Origin of the sequence: Bradyrhizobium sp. HKCCYLS2038 (assembly GCF_051167655.1) — a bacterium.
Taxonomy (GTDB): Bacteria; Pseudomonadota; Alphaproteobacteria; order Rhizobiales; family Xanthobacteraceae; genus Bradyrhizobium.
Genome location: NZ_JBNPTM010000003.1, coordinates 449,032 through 465,132 on the forward strand (window position 1 = coordinate 449,032; position 16,101 = coordinate 465,132).

General features: G+C 65.0%; 19 protein-coding genes. 10 read left to right on the top strand and 9 right to left on the bottom strand.

Going from position 1 to position 16,101, the window contains the following annotated elements; all coding sequences use genetic code 11:
- The first annotated feature begins 178 nt into the window (after nucleotides 1–178).
- Entirely contained in the window at nucleotides 179–1,327 is a 1,149-nt protein-coding gene (gene rnd, locus ACQR1I_RS15805; protein ID WP_434867022.1) for a ribonuclease D, read from the top strand.
- Between the two features lie 97 nt (nucleotides 1,328–1,424).
- On the opposite strand, the gene ACQR1I_RS15810 is transcribed toward rnd, so the two are convergent.
- Nucleotides 1,425–1,592 (bottom strand): hypothetical protein, encoded by a 168-nt coding sequence (locus ACQR1I_RS15810; protein WP_434867021.1) that lies wholly within the window; start codon nucleotides 1,590–1,592, stop codon nucleotides 1,425–1,427.
- 32 nt (nucleotides 1,593–1,624) lie between these two features.
- On the opposite strand from ACQR1I_RS15810, the gene ACQR1I_RS15815 reads away from it, so the two are divergent.
- Entirely contained in the window at nucleotides 1,625–1,801 is a 177-nt protein-coding gene (locus tag ACQR1I_RS15815; RefSeq protein WP_434867020.1) for a hypothetical protein, read from the top strand.
- Nucleotides 1,802–1,823: 22 nt separating this feature from the next.
- Here the strand turns inward: ACQR1I_RS15815 and ACQR1I_RS15820 are convergent, their stop codons facing one another.
- The 3 genes from ACQR1I_RS15820 to ACQR1I_RS15830 are packed head-to-tail and all read right to left on the bottom strand — an operon-like array spanning nucleotide 1,824 to nucleotide 3,653.
- Entirely contained in the window at nucleotides 1,824–2,405 is a 582-nt protein-coding gene (locus tag ACQR1I_RS15820; RefSeq protein ID WP_434867019.1) for an isochorismatase family protein, read from the bottom strand.
- Nucleotides 2,402–3,025: a GNAT family N-acetyltransferase gene (locus ACQR1I_RS15825; RefSeq protein WP_434867018.1), complete on the bottom strand. Its 624-nt coding sequence runs from the start codon at nucleotides 3,023–3,025 to the stop codon at nucleotides 2,402–2,404. Before ACQR1I_RS15825 ends, ACQR1I_RS15820 begins: the two co-directional genes overlap by 4 nt.
- Nucleotides 3,012–3,653 carry a hypothetical protein gene (locus tag ACQR1I_RS15830; RefSeq protein WP_434867017.1) on the bottom strand — a complete coding sequence of 214 codons (642 nt, stop codon included), beginning with the start codon at nucleotides 3,651–3,653 and terminating at the stop codon, nucleotides 3,012–3,014. The genes ACQR1I_RS15825 and ACQR1I_RS15830 overlap by 14 nt, the downstream gene beginning before the upstream one ends.
- 55 nt (nucleotides 3,654–3,708) lie before the next feature.
- Between ACQR1I_RS15830 and ACQR1I_RS15835 the strand changes: the two genes are divergently transcribed.
- Entirely contained in the window at nucleotides 3,709–4,752 is a 1,044-nt protein-coding gene (locus ACQR1I_RS15835; protein WP_434867016.1) for a LysR family transcriptional regulator, read from the top strand.
- A gap of 16 nt (nucleotides 4,753–4,768) precedes the next feature.
- Here ACQR1I_RS15835 and ACQR1I_RS15840 read toward each other — a convergent pair whose 3' ends face one another.
- Nucleotides 4,769–5,911: an autotransporter outer membrane beta-barrel domain-containing protein gene (locus tag ACQR1I_RS15840; protein ID WP_434867015.1), complete on the bottom strand. Its 1,143-nt coding sequence runs from the start codon at nucleotides 5,909–5,911 to the stop codon at nucleotides 4,769–4,771.
- A 358-nt stretch (nucleotides 5,912–6,269) separates the two neighbouring features.
- Between ACQR1I_RS15840 and ACQR1I_RS15845 the strand changes: the two genes are divergently transcribed.
- Entirely contained in the window at nucleotides 6,270–6,479 is a 210-nt protein-coding gene (locus ACQR1I_RS15845) for a cold-shock protein (RefSeq protein WP_434867014.1), read from the top strand.
- A 154-nt stretch (nucleotides 6,480–6,633) separates the two neighbouring features.
- Here the strand turns inward: ACQR1I_RS15845 and purN are convergent, their stop codons facing one another.
- Nucleotides 6,634–7,287 (bottom strand): phosphoribosylglycinamide formyltransferase, encoded by a 654-nt coding sequence (purN, locus tag ACQR1I_RS15850; RefSeq protein ID WP_434867013.1) that lies wholly within the window; start codon nucleotides 7,285–7,287, stop codon nucleotides 6,634–6,636.
- 13 nt (nucleotides 7,288–7,300) lie between these two features.
- Entirely contained in the window at nucleotides 7,301–8,374 is a 1,074-nt protein-coding gene (purM, locus tag ACQR1I_RS15855; RefSeq protein WP_434867012.1) for a phosphoribosylformylglycinamidine cyclo-ligase, read from the bottom strand.
- Between the two features lie 157 nt (nucleotides 8,375–8,531).
- Between purM and ACQR1I_RS15860 the strand changes: the two genes are divergently transcribed.
- The 4 genes from ACQR1I_RS15860 to ppx all read left to right on the top strand — a co-directional run bounded on the left by ACQR1I_RS15860 (nucleotide 8,532) and on the right by ppx (nucleotide 13,712).
- Entirely contained in the window at nucleotides 8,532–9,086 is a 555-nt protein-coding gene (locus tag ACQR1I_RS15860) for a CDP-alcohol phosphatidyltransferase family protein (protein ID WP_434867011.1), read from the top strand.
- A 76-nt stretch (nucleotides 9,087–9,162) separates the two neighbouring features.
- The gene (locus ACQR1I_RS15865; protein WP_434867010.1) at nucleotides 9,163–9,840 is read left to right on the top strand and encodes a chromosomal replication initiator DnaA; all 678 of its coding nucleotides are present in this window, start codon (nucleotides 9,163–9,165) and stop codon (nucleotides 9,838–9,840) included.
- A 149-nt stretch (nucleotides 9,841–9,989) separates the two neighbouring features.
- Entirely contained in the window at nucleotides 9,990–12,185 is a 2,196-nt protein-coding gene (locus ACQR1I_RS15870) for an RNA degradosome polyphosphate kinase (protein WP_434867009.1), read from the top strand.
- A 27-nt stretch (nucleotides 12,186–12,212) separates the two neighbouring features.
- Complete coding sequence (ppx, locus tag ACQR1I_RS15875) at nucleotides 12,213–13,712, top strand: exopolyphosphatase (RefSeq protein ID WP_434867008.1); 1,500 nt, start codon at nucleotides 12,213–12,215, stop codon at nucleotides 13,710–13,712.
- 27 nt (nucleotides 13,713–13,739) lie between these two features.
- Here ppx and ACQR1I_RS15880 read toward each other — a convergent pair whose 3' ends face one another.
- Both ACQR1I_RS15880 and ndk read right to left on the bottom strand, forming a co-directional pair.
- Nucleotides 13,740–14,603 carry a TerC family protein gene (locus ACQR1I_RS15880; protein ID WP_434867007.1) on the bottom strand — a complete coding sequence of 288 codons (864 nt, stop codon included), beginning with the start codon at nucleotides 14,601–14,603 and terminating at the stop codon, nucleotides 13,740–13,742.
- Nucleotides 14,604–14,702: 99 nt separating this feature from the next.
- The gene (ndk, locus tag ACQR1I_RS15885; RefSeq protein ID WP_015667252.1) at nucleotides 14,703–15,125 is read right to left on the bottom strand and encodes a nucleoside-diphosphate kinase; all 423 of its coding nucleotides are present in this window, start codon (nucleotides 15,123–15,125) and stop codon (nucleotides 14,703–14,705) included.
- Between the two features lie 285 nt (nucleotides 15,126–15,410).
- On the opposite strand from ndk, the gene ACQR1I_RS15890 reads away from it, so the two are divergent.
- Nucleotides 15,411–15,680: a sulfur globule protein precursor gene (locus tag ACQR1I_RS15890; protein WP_434867006.1), complete on the top strand. Its 270-nt coding sequence runs from the start codon at nucleotides 15,411–15,413 to the stop codon at nucleotides 15,678–15,680.
- Between the two features lie 188 nt (nucleotides 15,681–15,868).
- Entirely contained in the window at nucleotides 15,869–16,069 is a 201-nt protein-coding gene (locus tag ACQR1I_RS15895) for a hypothetical protein (RefSeq protein WP_434867005.1), read from the top strand.
- Nucleotides 16,070–16,101 lie beyond the last annotated feature (32 nt).

The window sequence follows — 16,101 nt, forward strand, 5'->3', positions numbered from 1 at the left end:
TGACCCTCCCGCCCTGGCTACCGTCAACCATAGAGCGATCGGCCGCCACAGTTACGCTTGCGTTCCGGCCTGATTGGGCCGACAAGCGGGGACGAATTTCGTCCCCCGCCCTTTGCCGACACCCTTGACTTGTCAGCGTTTTCGGACGACGGCGTAAGTGCCTCGTCATGGATCGTTCATGGACTTGATCACCACCACCGCGGACCTCGCGGCCGCCTGCGCCCGTCTCGCTCATCACCCGGTCATCACCGTGGATACCGAGTTCCTGCGGGAGACCACCTACTATCCCCTTCTCTGCGTCGTGCAGATGGCGAGCCCGGACGAAGCCCTGGTGATCGATGCGCTGGCCGACGGCATCGATCTCACGCCGTTCTTCGACCTGATGGCCAACGAGAAGGTGCTCAAGGTCTTCCACGCCGCGCGCCAGGACATCGAGATCATCTGGCACCGCGCCAACATCGTGCCGCATCCGATCTTCGACACCCAGGTCGCCGCGATGGTGCTGGGTTACGGCGATAGCATCGCCTATGACCAGCTGGTCGAGCGCATCACCGGCCACCGTCCCGACAAGACCCACCGCTTCACCGACTGGTCGCGCCGTCCGCTCTCCAAGGAGCAGGTTCACTACGCCGAGGCCGACGTCACCCATCTGCGCGACGTGTTCGCAGCTCTCGATGCCGACCTCAAGAAGCGCAAGCGCAGCGACTGGGTCAGCGAGGAGATGGAGATCCTGACCTCGCCCAAGACCTACGATTTCCATCCCGAGCGCGCATGGGAGCGGCTCAAGACGCGGGTCCGCAAGCCGAAGGAGCTCGCCGTCCTGATGGAGGTCGCCGCGTGGCGCGAGCAGGAGGCACAGAGCCGCGACGTGCCGCGCAGCCGGGTGCTGAAGGACGACGCCGTCGGCGACATCGCCACCCATGCGCCGACATCGATCGAACGGCTCGGCACCTTGCGCTCGCTGCCGAAGGGCTTCGAGCGCTCGAAATGGGGAGCCGACATCGTGGCCGCGGTGCAGCGCGGGCTGGCCCGCGACCCCGCCTCGCTGCCAAAGCTGGAGAAGCCGCGCAACAACTCCAATGGTGCAGCCATCGTCGAGCTGCTCAAGGTACTGTTGCGCATGACCTCCGAGCGCCATGCCGTGGCCAGCAAGGTCATCGCGACCGTCGACGACCTCGAGCAGATCGCGGCCGACGACGCCGCCGACGTTGCTGCACTGCAGGGGTGGCGGCGCGAGCTGTTCGGCGAGGCCGCGCTGGCGCTCAAGCACGGCAAGCTCGCGCTGGCCATCGAGAAAGGCCGCGTCATCAGGGTTGACCGGGTCTGAGACGGCTGACCCGAGCCGGCCTCGTTTACCCAGTTTATTGCAGGCCCCGCCGCATCCGGCCATGGTGCCCCAGCTTCACTCCAGGATCACTCCAGGTTCACTCGGCGCCTGTCCTTCCCCTCAACTCCGCCTCGATTGTCTGCGAAACCTCGACCAGAGCCATCGACAGGATGTAGGCGCTGGTCGGCAGGTCGAGCCGGCGTGCCCTGGCAATGGCCGCCCGGAGACTGCTCGCCAGCTCTCTGAGCTCGTCCTCTCGGGTCATTGTTTTTGATTTCTCGTTGCTGGAGCCACCGCGTGAGCAAGGACGATCGCGAACCGCCGGGTCAGAAACTGCTCCGCCTCATCAGCGATAATCCAGTCGACTCGCATGTCGCGGAAGCCCTGCGGCTTGTCATCGCCTTCAACAAGGTCACCGCTCCGTCCGACCGTCGCCTGGTCATCGAACTGGCCGAGCGCCTCGCCGAGGGCTGAACGCCCGGCGGATCACAGCGGATCACACCACGAGCCGGCCGCAGGCCTTTCTCAGATCGGCGCTGTCGACAACGCTGGCAAAATTGCCGATCACCCCGGTCACCACCAGCCGATACGTCGCGGCGTCGCCGGCGCAGGCCTGGCGGCAGGCCACGGCATCCTCGATCACCTGATAGCGATGACTGCGATGGAAGCCGTCGATCACCGTCGACAGGATCGTCTCGTCGAGCGAGAAGCCGAGCAGAACGCAGCGGATGCGGCGCATGTTCGACATGTACTCGGCGAACCGCGCCGAACTGTAGGCCGACGGCAGCGGGTGCTCGAAACTCAGCTCGCCGGGCGTCGGCCTGAACTCCGGAAGCCAGTTCGTCAGGTTCGAAGCCGGATTGAACCACGCCGCCTGCGCGATGCGCTTGAGGTGGATGATCGGCCAGAGATTGCCGCGCCACAACGCCAACAGCTGCCGGCAGCGCGACATCACGAGCTCGCCGTCGGCGATGAGATGCTTGCGCCCTTCGGCGAGATATTCGCACTGCAGGTCGGCACAGACCAGAACCGGCGGATCCGATTCGGTCTGGCCGAAAACGTCGCGGTTCGACATCATGCCCTCGCGGCGGCAATGTCACGCAATGGCGACGATGCCGGCCGGCCAGCAGAGAGGTCGAGCACGCCCGGCCGATCCCAGTCGCCCTCGGGACGGATGATCAGATACGGATCGCTGTCCAGCGTGATCGCATCCTCGCGAGGCTCGAGATCCAGCACCATCTCGGTGTAGGAAAAGTCGGAGAAGGTCAGCTTGCGGTTATGGCCGAGCGGCTTCGCGCCGAAATGCGCCCAGAAATCGACCAGGCGATCCTGTGCGTGGCCATAGGCCTTCTTGAAGCCCTTGCGCCGACAATAATCGAGCGCCTCGCGGACCAGCTTGAACGACAGTCGCGACCGCCGGTGCTGGTGACGCACCGCGAGCCGCTCGACCTTGGCGAACTCGCCGAAGAAGCGCACGCGCACGCAGCCCGCCGGCTCGTTGCCGACAAAGCCGAGAAAATGCGCGGCTACGAGATCATTGCCGTCGAACTCCTCCTCCATCGGACAATCCTGCTCGGCGAGATAGACGGCCGAACGGATCGCCGTGACGAGCATGAGATCATTGGGGTCGCGTGCGATCCGCACCGTGATGGCGCGGGCGTTCGCCGCTGCCGGCTTGACCGAACTAATACCGTGCATCGGAAACGCTCCCTTCTACTTGATTTTGCATCAACTGGATCGGCGGTGCGACAATCTCGCGCAACCGGTTCCAGGGCCTCTGGTAGGTCCACAGGTCGGGCCGGAAGCTTGGAACAGGGGTGAAACCGAGCGCACCGAGGAACGCCCGCCCCTCCGTGCTGGACGGCTGCGCGTAGTAATCCGCCGAGCGGAAGCGTGCGCCGCGCAGAACTTCTGCGACATTGCCAAGTCCGATCGCTCCGCGGCCTTGCGCGACGAGCGCCCAGACATAGATTGCAGCAACCTCTTCATCCGGCCGCGCCAGATACCTCCGCGGCGGATCGTTCAAATTGAACTCATCGTTTAACAACGCCTCAACTCCGGCGCAGTTGAGATAGAGAAAGGCGATGCCGCCGAGCAGGTTCCTGCCGCGACACAACACGAAGATCGACGTTGGATCGTGCTGCAGGAATTCCGCAAGCTCCCGCTCGGACGCCCGAACGCCCGGAATTTCCTTCCGTGCGAGCGCTGCCAGTTCGTCGAGTTGATCCGACCTGACCGGATGCGCATTAATTAGATCTGTTGATGGTAAACTGTCGAGCTGATGTCGCACCATCAATTCCGTGCTTCCGAAACGTGGGTTCTGCATCTATGTTTCCAGCTAGGCTTTGATGACGTCATCATACTTGTCGGGGCTCGAGTGTATGCGGCAACATTTGCATCGGGGTGCTGCATCTACGCAGCACCGCAAGTCTGACGAAGCGCTTAATGCCTCATGGGAAGATTTAAGAGCATTTCTTCTTTGTACGCGGCATCAGAGCTTCAGGAACGCAGCGGACGTTCTCGGACTGACTGGCACCACCCTGATGCGCAAGATCGACCGCCTCGAGGAGGAGCTCGGGTTCAGGCTCTTCATCCGCGATCAGTCCGGACTCTCGCTCAGTGACGAAGGACGTTCGCTTCTGTTCGACGTCGAACAGATGGAACGGCTGAGCTTCAACATCTTCCGGCGCGCCGCGATCGCGACCGATGCGCAGGGGTCGGTCCGTGTTGCCGTCACCGAGGGACCCGGCAATTTCTGGATTCTGCCGCGACTGATCGACTTTCAGAAGACCTATCGCCGAATCATGGTCGAACTCAGCTGCGCCATGGAACAGGCCGACGTATCGCGTCTCGAATCCGACATCTCGATTCAGTTCGCGCGGCCGACCAACCCCGACGTGATCGTCAGCAAGCTCGGCCGGCTGCACATCTACGGCTTCGTCTCGGAGGCCTATCGGGATGCGTACGGATTGCCGGCATCGCTGGCCGATCTCAAGAACCATCGCATCATCAAGCAGCACGGCGTCCAGCTCGATGAAACCGGCTACGCGCGCATTCTTGGTCTGGAGTCCCTCGAAGGCATCGTCGGCATCTCGACCAATTCGAGCGTTGCAGCCCTCTATGCCGTCGAGCGTGGCGCCGGCATCGGATTCCTGCCGACGTCAGCCGTCGCGCTGGGCGCGCCGCTCGTGCCTGTCGATCTCGGCATCAACTATCACATGGACCTGTGGCTGACCTATCACAAGGAGTTCCGCAACTCCGAGCGGCACAAGATCGTCATCGATTGGCTGAAGCAGATTTTCGACCCGAAGGCGCACGCCTGTTTCCGCGATGAATTCATTCATCCGCTCGATCTCGTGCCGTTGATGGCGCAAGCGCGGGAAACCGCGGGTTTCAGCAGCTACGTCGCTCCGAAGCCGGTCTAGGGAACGGCCGGTCGCTCTACCATTTCAGCTCGACGCCGAGCGTGCCCTGGTGCGATTGCAGCACGGACCGGAGCTTCGCGTCGTAGTTCAGATAGATGCGGGCGGTGCGGGTCAATGACAATGACATCGCCGCGCCAGCGTCGGCTCCATAGCGTCCCTCGCCCAATCCCTGCAGCGTGATGCTCTGTGGGCCAAGGCTCACGGTCAGCGAGCCGAGATTCTGTACGACATTGTCGACGAACTTGGCGTAGGCGGAGAGATCGAGGATCTTGCCGTCGACCACGAAGTAACGACCGACCTCGGCCCCGACCAGAATGCGCGCACGCTCCAGCGAGGTGCCGCTCACCGACACCGGATCCAGCCCGCCGCTCTCCTGGAACGCAGCCGTGGTGGCGCGCGCATATTCCAAGGCCAGCTTGGGCACGACGCGGCTCTCGCCGACACTCCAATAATAGTCGATCTCGCTCAACACACCGGTGATGTGGGCGGCGTAGGCCGAAGTGGCCGCTCCGAAACCGGTGTCGCGCCGCGCATTGATGCCGCCAAAGCCGTGGACGACCGCGATCGCCCAGGTCCACGGACCGTTGTCGACCGAGGCGTTGAAGCCGAACTGGGTCAGGTCGAGCGTGGCCGACTGCAGCGCCAGCGGCACATCGACCCAGGTGCGGCTCTGGTCGACCGACAGGCCGATGTTCACGCCGGGGATGACGCGCATGCCGAGACCGGCGACGCCGCCCCAGGTCGTCCGTCGGTCGCCCGCGAAGTCACCCTGGGCGCTGGCCCGGGCCGTGATGCCGTAGGTCTCGCCCCATGTCCGGAACCTCGGCGCCTCCGAAGCCTCGGAAGCGCCGCCGCCGCCGGGATTGCTGCGCAGCAGCCGGTTGCCACCGTGCGTCGCCTCGGTTCCGAGACGCTCGAGGAAGCTCGATCCGCGATTGAGCACGGCTTGTCCCGACGACAGGTCGGCACTGACAGCCGCGGGGGTCGGGCTGGGCGACGGGCTCGGTAGCGGACCGGCGGCGACACTGGGCAGGCTCTCCGCCTGCGCCTGCGTGCAGACCAGGACGACCGCCAAGCCGAAGGCCCGCACAGCCGGAGCCCCGCAACGTGCCCCGGGGCGGCTTCGCCCGTTCTGCCTTGTCCGAGATGCCCCACGCATCGATGCGGTCACCAGTCCAAATTTGTTAAATATCGGCCGAGACGATTTGCCCGCAGTTCCCCATGCCGGTCAATCCAGCTCTGCCGCCGCCCAGCCGCGCTGCAGAGAAATGTGGTTCCCGCGCCACAACAAATACCGCTGGCGCAAGCTGGCCGGCGCGACGCCGCGACGCGTCCGCCCAGCCTGCGCAAACTTGATATCAACGGAAAATCGTGATGCAATCCGAGCACAATCGGATTGGCCGTTCGACTGTGCGTTTCGTGACCACTGAAATCCAGCAGACTTCGGGAAGCCCGTTTGTGGCGTGGCACGCGAGAGCGTGGCCGCGTCTTTTTTTCGTCCAGACGAGGAGACAGCGATGCCGAGCTACAAAGGCAGCGTGAAATGGTTCAACCCGACCAAGGGTTATGGCTTCATCAAGCCGTCCGGCGGAGACAAGGACGTCTTCGTCCACATCTCGGCCGTGGAACGCGCGGGGCTGACGACGCTCAACGAAAACCAGGCCATCGAATATGATCTGGTGGAAAGCCGCGGCAAGACGTCAGCCGAGAACTTGAAGGTGTCCTGAGACAGCTAACAAGCAGGAGCAGCTTCGCCTGCGTTCTCCTGCGTATCAATGGCCAATATCCGCAGAGCATGCGGATCTCTAGACTGCGTCGCGGTTGCAAGGGCAGCCTTGATGTTCCCCGGCCTCGCCGGGGATTTTTTTGTGCGCAAGCGAGCTACGACGCCGCGGGCCAGACCAAAATCGCATCGGTCTCCGACACCGACGATGTGCGGCAGAGATCGCCTTCCAGTCGCACCAGCCCCTTGGCCAGCAGCCGCAGCGCCTCGGGATAGATGCGGTGCTCGACACGGAGAATGCGCTCCGACAGCGTATCGGGCGTGTCCGCGTCCCTGACGACGACGGCGCCCTGCATCACGATCGGGCCGGCATCCGTTTCCGGAATGACGAAATGGACCGTGGCGCCGGAGATCTTGACGCCGGTACGCAACGCCTGGCCGTGAGGATCGAGACCAGGGAAGGACGGCAGCAGCGACGGATGGATGTTGAGCATCCTGCCATACCAGCGCTGGACGAACTCCGCCGTGAACAATCGCATGAAGCCGGCGAGACAGATCAGCTCGATGCCACGCGCATCCAGCGCCTGCTGCAGCTTGGCTTCGAAGCCGGCGCGGTCCTTGCCGAACGGCTTGCTCTCGATGATCTCGACGGCGATGCCGTTCTCGGCGGCCTTCTGCAGACCCGCAGCATCGGCGCGGTTGGAGATCACGACGGCGATCTCCGCCGGAAACTCCGGCTGCGCCGCGGCGCGGATCAACGCGGCCATGTTCGAACCACGGCCGGAGATCAGGATGGCAACGCGCCGCTTCATCGGGCCACTCGTCTCACAGCGCCAGGTCGAGCGCGCCGGTGTAGATCACGCGCTGGTCGCCGCTCGCAGGAACGACCTCGCCGAGACGCGCGACATGCTCGCCACCAGCGGTCAGCACCTCGGTGACGGCGTCGACGGCCTCGGCCTTGACGATCGCGATCATGCCGATGCCGCAGTTGAAGGTGCGCAGCAGCTCGAGCTGGGCGATGCCGCCCTGCTCCGCCAGCCATTTGAACACCGGCAGCACCGGCAGGCGCGGCAGGTCGATCGAGACGCCGAGATGTTTCGGCAGCACGCGCGGAATGTTGTCGGTGAAGCCGCCGCCCGTGATGTGGGCTAGCCCCTTGACTGCGCCAGTCTCGCGGATCGCCCGCAGGCAGGACTTCACATACAGCCGCGTCGGCGTCAGCAGCGCCGCGCCCAGTGTCAGCACCGGCGCGAACGGCGCAGGCGCGTCGAAGCCGAGACCGGACTGCGCGACGATCTTGCGCACCAGCGAATAGCCGTTGGAATGCACGCCGGATGAGGCCAGCCCCAGGACGACGTCGCCGGCGGCGATGTCCGGCGACGGCAGCAGCGTGCCGCGTTCGGCCGCACCGACGGCAAAGCCGCCGAGATCGTAGTCGCCGTCCTTGTAGAGGCCCGGCATCTCCGCCGTCTCGCCGCCAATCAGGGCGCAGCCGGATTCGCGGCAGCCTTCGGCGATGCCGGCCACGATCGAGGCGGTGGCCTCCGGATCGAGCTTGCCGCAGGCGAAGTAGTCGAGGAAGAACAGCGGCTCGGCGCCCTGCACCACGAGATCATTGACCGACATGGCGACGAGATCGATGCCGATCCCGCCATGCAGCCCGGTCTCGATCGCGATCTTCACCTTGGTGCCGACGCCGTCGGTCGCGGCGACCAGGATCGGATCCTTGAAGCCGGCCGCCTTGAGGTCGAACAGGCCGCCAAAACCGCCGATCTCGGCATCGGCGCCGGCGCGGGCGGTCGCGCGCACCAGGGGCTTGATCATGTCGACCAGACGATTGCCGGCGTCGATATCGACGCCCGAATCTGCATAAGTGAGCCCGTTCTTGCGCTCGGTCATGGTCAAAACCCCTAATCTGGCCGCTGGTTACGTCGGATTCCGGCTGCGCGCAATGGCTCGCAAGGGGCTCGTCCCCATACTATCTAGGAACCGGACCGGTTCGCCCTGCTTCGGAATCGGGTGGTGTTTTGATCGAGTTGCCGTCGGGACCTGCTGCGTGACCATTCCCCACAGTCTCCCCAACCTGATTACGCTGGGTCGAATCCTGCTGGTTCCGATCGTCGTCTGGGCCATCGCCGCCGGTGAGATGGAAGTTGCCTTCCTGGTGTTCGTCGTCGCCGGGGTCAGCGATGCCGTGGACGGCTTCCTGGCCAAGCGGTTCAATCTGCGATCCGAACTCGGTGCGCTGCTGGATCCGCTGGCGGACAAGGCGCTGCTGGTGTCGATCTTCGTCACCCTGGGCATCTGGGGGGCCATCCCGCGCTGGATCGTGATCCTGGTGGTCTCGCGCGACATCATGATCGTCGCGGCCGTGATCGTCTCCTGGCTGTTCGACCGCCCGGTCGCGATGAAGCCGCTGATGGTCTCGAAGCTGAACACGGCAGCCCAGGTCGGATTTGCAGCCCTGGTGCTGGCCTCGCTCAGCTTCGGCTTCGAGCCGAAACCCTATGATGCGGTGCTGATGGTGCTGGTAACGGCCTTTACCCTCGTGTCGGTCGGGCTTTATCTGGTCGAATGGGTTCGCCACATGAACACCATCGAGGTGCGATGAATCGGTGCAGCAGGCCCGCCGCAGCGATTCACGATTGTCACGTCTCGCGCACGCCATCACAGGGAGCACGTCAAACTTGGCCGGCCACATTCCCCCGCGTCAGCTGGCCTTCACGCTGCCACACGCGGAAAGCCTGACACGGGACAATTTCCTCGAAGGCGCCGGCAACGCGGCCGGGCTGGCCCTGATCGACGCTTGGCCGGAATGGCCGGCACGGACGATGTTTCTCGTCGGGCCCGACGGCTCCGGGAAAAGCCATCTGGCCGCGATCTGGGCCGAGCGCGCCGGCGCCCGTTCGCTGTCGGCGCATGCACTGGAAGCGAGCGCCGTCCCGGGCGCGCTCGCCACCGGTGCCCTGGTGCTGGAAGATCTGACTGCGGCCGATCTCGACGAGCGGGCCCTTTTTCACCTGCTCAATCTGGCGCGCCAGGACGAGGCCTTCGTGCTGATCACCGCGCGTGACGCGCCCATCGCGATGCCGGTCGCGCTGAGCGACCTCAAGTCGCGGCTGCGCGCCGTGCCGGTGATCACCCTGCTGCCGCCCGACGACCAGCTGTTCCGCGCCCTCATCGTCAAGCTGGCGGCGGACCGGCAGCTGTCGATCGACGAGACGGTCGTGAGCTATCTCACCACCCGCATCGAGCGCTCCTACGCCGCCGCGCGCCGGACCATTGCGCTGCTGGACGAGGAGTCACTGCGGCTGGGACGGCCGGTGACCCGGGCGCTCGCCGCCGAACTGCTGCGCCCCCTCTGACGTGGTCCCCTGCCGGCATCTTGACGGCTGACATCGGGGGAACCTCAATGGTGTCGGGAACGTCATCCCCTGGTCATTCCAATTGAGCTACGGTCCGCCGCTGCGCACGACTGATTTGATGCCGTTATCGGATATGGAACAAAGTTCTGATGGACACCGAACAAGCCATTGAGATTCAAGATAAAGAGCCGGTTTCCGCATCCCCGCTCAAGATCGCCTCGAGCCCGGAGCGCTTCATCAACCGGGAGCTGTCCTGGCTGCATTTCAACCGTCGCGTTCTCGAGGAATCGGTCAATCCGCGGCATCCGGCGCTGGAGCGGGTGCGCTTCCTGTCGATTTCGGCCAACAACCTTGATGAATTCTTCATGGTCCGCGTCGCCGGCATCCGCGCCCAGGTGCGCGAGGGCATCGCCGAGCGCAGCCCGGACGGGCTGACGCCGACCGAACAGCTGAAGCTGATCAACGAGACCGTGTCGCAGCTCGCCATCGACCAGCAGGCGATCTGGCGCGACCTGCGCAAGTTTCTCGCCGAGCTCGGCATCGTGCTGGTCGACGGCCAGGACGTCACCAAGACCGAGCGGACCTGGATCGAGGACCACTTCCTCGCCAACATCTTTCCGCTGCTGACACCACTGGCGATCGACCCGGCGCATCCGTTCCCGTTCATCCCGAGCCTCGGCTTCACGGTCGCGTTGCAGCTGACGCGCACCGCCGATGGCAGGCCGATGAACGCGCTCATCCGCATGCCCGGCAAGCTCGACCGCTTCATCCGCTTCCCCGGCGCCAAGGACGGAGTGATCCGCCTGATCACGCTCGAACAGGCGACCGGCCTGTTCATCGGCCGGCTGTTCCCCGGCTACACCGTCAAGGGTCAGGGCGCGTTCCGCATCATCCGCGACAGCGAGATCGAGATCGAGGAAGAGGCCGAGGACCTGGTGCGGCTGTTCGAGACCGCACTGAAGCGGCGGCGCCGCGGCTCGGTGATCCGGCTCGAGATCGAGGCCAACATGCCGGAGGAGCTGCGCCGCTTCGTGCAGAATGCGCTGTCCACGACCGACGACGAGGTGTTCGTGGTCGACGGCGTGCTGGCGATGAACGAGCTGTCGCAGCTGACGCGGGTCGACCGTCCCGACCTCGAATTCGCGCCCTATGTGCCGCGCCATCCCGAGCGCGTCCGCGACCATGGCGGTGACATCTTCGCCGCGATCCGTCAGAAGGACCTGATCGTCCATCATCCCTATGAATCATTCGACGTCGTCGTGCAATTCCTGCAGCAGGCGGCGCGCGATCCGGACGTCGTCGCCATCAAGCAGACGCTGTATCGCACCTCCAACAATTCGCCGATCGTGCGCACGCTGGTCGAAGCTGCCGAAGCCGGCAAGTCGGTGACGGCGCTGGTCGAGCTGAAGGCGCGCTTCGACGAGGAGGCCAACATCCGCTGGGCGCGCGATCTGGAGCGCGCCGGCGTGCAGGTGGTCTACGGCTTCCTGGAGCTGAAGACCCATGCCAAGCTGTCGATGGTCGTACGCCGCGAGGGCGGCAGCCTCACGACCTATGTGCACACCGGCACCGGCAACTATCACCCGGTCACTGCGCGCATCTACACCGATCTGTCCTACTTCACCTCCGACCCCGTGATCGGCCGCGACGTGACGCGGGTGTTCAACTACATCACCGGCTATGCCGAGCCGATCGACATCGAGAAGATGGCGGTGTCGCCGCTCACGCTTCGCAAGCGCATGATCGAGCACATTCACGGCGAGACCAGCTTTGCCCGCCAGGGCAAGCCGGCCGTGATCTGGATGAAGATGAACTCGCTGGTCGATCCCGACATCATCGACGCGCTGTACGAGGCCTCGCAGGCCGGCGTCTCGATCGAGCTGATCGTGCGCGGCATCTGCTGCCTGCGGCCCGGCCTGCCGGGCCTGTCGGAGAACATTCGCGTCAAATCGGTGATCGGGCGCTTCCTCGAGCACGGCCGCATCTACTGCTTTGGTATGGGTCAGGGCCTGCCCAGCGCCAAGGCGGCGGTCTACATTTCCTCGGCCGACATGATGCCGCGCAATCTCGACCGCCGCGTCGAGGTGTTGTGCCCGCTGCAGAATCCGACCGTGCACCAGCAGGTGCTGGAGCAGATCATGGTCGCGAACCTGAAGGACACCGAGCAGAGCTGGCAATTGTTGCCGGATGGGTCGTCAACGCGTATGAAGGCCGCGAAGGGCGAGGAGCCGTTCAACCTGCACAATTACTTCATGACGAATCCGAGTCTGTCCGGCCGTGGAAAGTCGCTCAAGGAATCATCACCGCGCCGGCTCACGCGCCGAAATGAACGCCATCCGTCGTAGCCGCGGCTGCGATCCGAGGATGCCGCGGTGACACGGCCTGCTGACCGGGCCGCCAGTGTCGGCGTCATCGACATCGGCTCGAATTCGGTCCGCCTCGTCGTCTACCAGGCGATGGAGCGCAGCCTCGTCACCGTGTTCAACGAGAAGGCACTGTGCGGCCTCGGACGCGAGGTCCAGACCACCGGCCTGCTTGCCGCCGACGCCGTCGACAAGGCGCTGACCGCGCTGAAACGGTTCCGTGCGCTCTGCAGGGTGCAGAAGGTCGGCGAAGTTCACGCGATTGCCACGGCCGCCTGCCGTGATGCCTCGAACGGTCCTGACTTCATCGCCAAGGCCGAGAAGATCTGCGGCGTGTCGATCCAGATCCTCACCGGTCCCGAGGAGGCGCGCTATTCGGCGCTCGGCGTCATCTCCGGCATCCACAAGCCCGACGGCATCGTCGGCGACCTCGGCGGCGGCTCGCTTGAGCTGATCGACGTGCGCGGCCACCAGGTGCGCAGTGGCGTCACCCTGCCGCTCGGCAGCCTCGCGCTGCAGGATCTCGCCGAGAAATCGCTCAAGAAGGCGCAGCGGATCGCGAGCGAGGCGCTGACCGACCTGCCGCAGCTGCTGGCCGGAAAGAACCGGACCTTCTACGCGGTCGGCGGCACCTGGCGTGCGCTGGCGCGCATCCACATCATCCAGAGCGGCTATCCGCTCGGCGTGATGCACGGCTATGCCATCCCGGCCGCGGATGCGCTGGCCTTCGTGCGTCGCCTGCGCCGGCTCGTCGCCGCCGACATGCTGGCCGACATCGAGGCCATCGCCGAGGCACGCCGCCCGCTGCTGGCCTATGCCGCGCTGGTGCTCGAGCACATCATCCGCGTGGCCAAGCCGACGACGGTGGTGTTCTCCACCTTCGGCGTCCGTGAGGGCCTGCTCTATTCGAAGCTTCCCGACGCCGAGCGCGCCAAGGACGGCCTGCTCAGCGCGGCGCAGGGGCTCAACGAGCTGCTGTCACGCTCGGCGCAGCACGCGCGCGAGCTGATCGACTGGACCGATCGGCTGTTCCGCGTCGTGCACATCCGCGAGACCGAGGAAGAGCGGCGGCTGCGCCACGCAGCCTGCCTGATGTCCGACATCGGCTGGCGGATGCATCCGGATCATCGCGGCGAGCAGACCTACGGCATCATCCTCAACGGCAATTTCGGCTCGATCAGCCACGAGGGCCGCATCTTCGCCGCGCTGTCGGTGTTCTTCCGTTACGAGGGCCAGCGCGACGAGGCGGCGGCCCCTGCCCTCACCGAGCAACTGAGCCCGGCCCAGATCGATCGCGCGCGCCTGCTCGGCACCGCCTTCCGTGTTGCGCATCTGATCTCGGCGGCGCGGCCCGGCGTGCTGTCTGCCACGCATTTCCGCACCCAGGATCGCAAGCTGATGCTGGTGTTCGAACATCATCTGGTCGACCTCGTCGCCGATCGCGTCGGCGGCCGCTTCAAGCAGCTCGCACGCCTCGTCGGTCGCTCCGGCTCAGTGGTGCTGAGCTGACTAATTAGCTAACTAGCAACCGGATCGTCAGGGCAGATCGACCCCGCGCGCCGGCGCAGACTCGAGTTCGCCTTCGGCCTGGCGCTGCAAAGCGCGGCCGCGCCAGATCGAGCCGGCGACCAGCACCACCGCGGCGCCGAGCAGCGACATCAGCGTCTCCATGACGTCGATATGGCCAGTCAGATTGGACTTGCCGGCGAACAGGGCCGAGGCGGCCTCGATGCTGATGTTGACGGTGCCATCGAGCACATGGTGCAGCATCGGCTCGATCGCCGGATCCGTCGCGATCACCTCGCCGGCGACCCAGCCAAGCAGCATGGCGCCGAGCCAGACCAGGAGCGGAAAACGGTCGAGCACGAGCATGATCAGCGCCGCGCCCGCGATGATCAGCGGAATGCTCATCGCAAGGCCGATGATCAGGAGCGAGGCCTGACCGTTGGCGGCAGCCGCCACCGCAATCACGTTGTCGAGGCTCATCACGAGGTCAGCCAGCGCGACGATCCGGACCGCATGCCACAGCGTGGTGCCGGCAGCGATGTCGTCGTTCTCGTCTTCGGGGACGAGCAGCTTGGCGGCGATCACCAGCAGCGCGAGGCCGCCGATCAGCTTGAGATAGGGAAGCGCCATCAGGGTGGCGACGATGCCCGTAAACGCGATACGCAGCGCGACCGCGATGCCGGAGCCGGCCACCATGCCCCAGAAGCGATGCTTGCCGTGCAGGCCGCGACAGGCCAGTGCGATCACCAGTGCGTTGTCGCCCGACAACAGCACGTTGATCCAGATGATCTTGCCGAGCGCGAGCCAGAAGCCGGGGCTGTGCACGTCGGTCTGAAATTGAGCGAGCAGATGGCCGAAGCTGGCGGAATCAGCGAGTTGCGTTAGCCAATTCACGGCCGGGCCTTTCATAGTCGTTATGGAGGTCGGACCGACGCACGGCATCGGGCCGAAGAGATGTGCAGCGGAACTTGCGTCCCGCCGCACGATCGTGAATCAGCCGACGATCTCGTTGCCGGAGAAGAACTGGGCGATCTCGATCGCGGCAGTTTCGGCGGCGTCCGAGCCGTGCACCGAATTCTCGCCGATCGACTTGGCGTGCGCCTTGCGGATGGTGCCCTCGGCGGCCTTCGACGGATCGGTGGCGCCCATCACGTCACGGTACTTCAGGATGGCGCCCTCGCCTTCCAGGACCTGGACCACGACGGGGCCGGAGATCATGAAATCGACCAGCTCGCCGAAGAACGGCCGCGCCTTGTGCACGGCATAGAAGGTCTCGGCCTGCTCGCGGGTCATGCGGATCCGCTTCTGGGCCACGATGCGCAGGCCGGCCTTCTCGATCAGCGCGTTGACCGCGCCGGTGAGATTACGCTCGGTCGCGTCGGGCTTGATGATCGAAAAGGTGCGCTCAATCGCCATGATATCGTCCTTGGAGGTGCGGGATTTGGGTGAGTTGCGGGCTTATATCGACGCGATCGGCCGACGGCAAGCGATCGGGACCCCGCCCGGAGCTCGAAGCCTTACGACAATGTCACGATTCTGAACGCAGCCTGAAGGCTCCGTGCCACCAGCGTTCAGCTCCCATGCCCTAGGGTGGCTGCCAGCGGGGGACGACGAGCCGATCACCTCACGGCAACGGCCTTCTCCCAGCCTCATCCGTCCGATCATCTCGGCGCCACCAGCGCCGGCATCCAGGAGACGATCATGTTGCGCAAACTCTCCCTCATCGCGGCGGCCGCCGTTGCCCTGGGCGCAGCCGCCCTCGCCCCGACCGCGGCCTCGGCCCATTGGCACGGCGGCTGGCATGGTGGTGGATGGCATGGCGGCTATGGCGGCTGGCACCGTCCGTTCTATGGCCCGCGCTTCTTCGTCGGCGGTCCGGCCTACAGCTACGGCTATGGCGGCTGCTACGTCCGCCGCGTGGTTCCGACCCCCTGGGGACCGCGCTGGCGCTTGGTCAACCGCTGCTACTGATCCGAGTCTCGGCGCGGCATCCGCCCCCCGCCACGCCGACCTCGTATTGCCCCGGCGTCCCCCAACGCCGGGGCTTTTTTTCATGCATTTTCAACTGAAAGTCGACCAGCCGCCCGGCCACGCGGAAACCAATAGGCGTGCCATGACTTGATAGAGCATCGCTCTACAATTGCTCTTGGAACTCCGTCATGACTGGCCGCACCACCGATTTCAGCGAAGCGCTCGATCGCAAAGTCAGCCGATCGATCTGCGACGCCGTGGGTGAACGGCTGCAACGCAGTTTGCCTCCGGACGCCTCCCATCTGCCCGGTCCGCTGGCAAACCTCATGAACGAGTTGCGCAAGCGTGACGACGGCAAGCGTGACCTTGGGATGACCCGGTTCGAATGACCTGAGCGCCTGAAGCCGCGACAAAGCGGTTG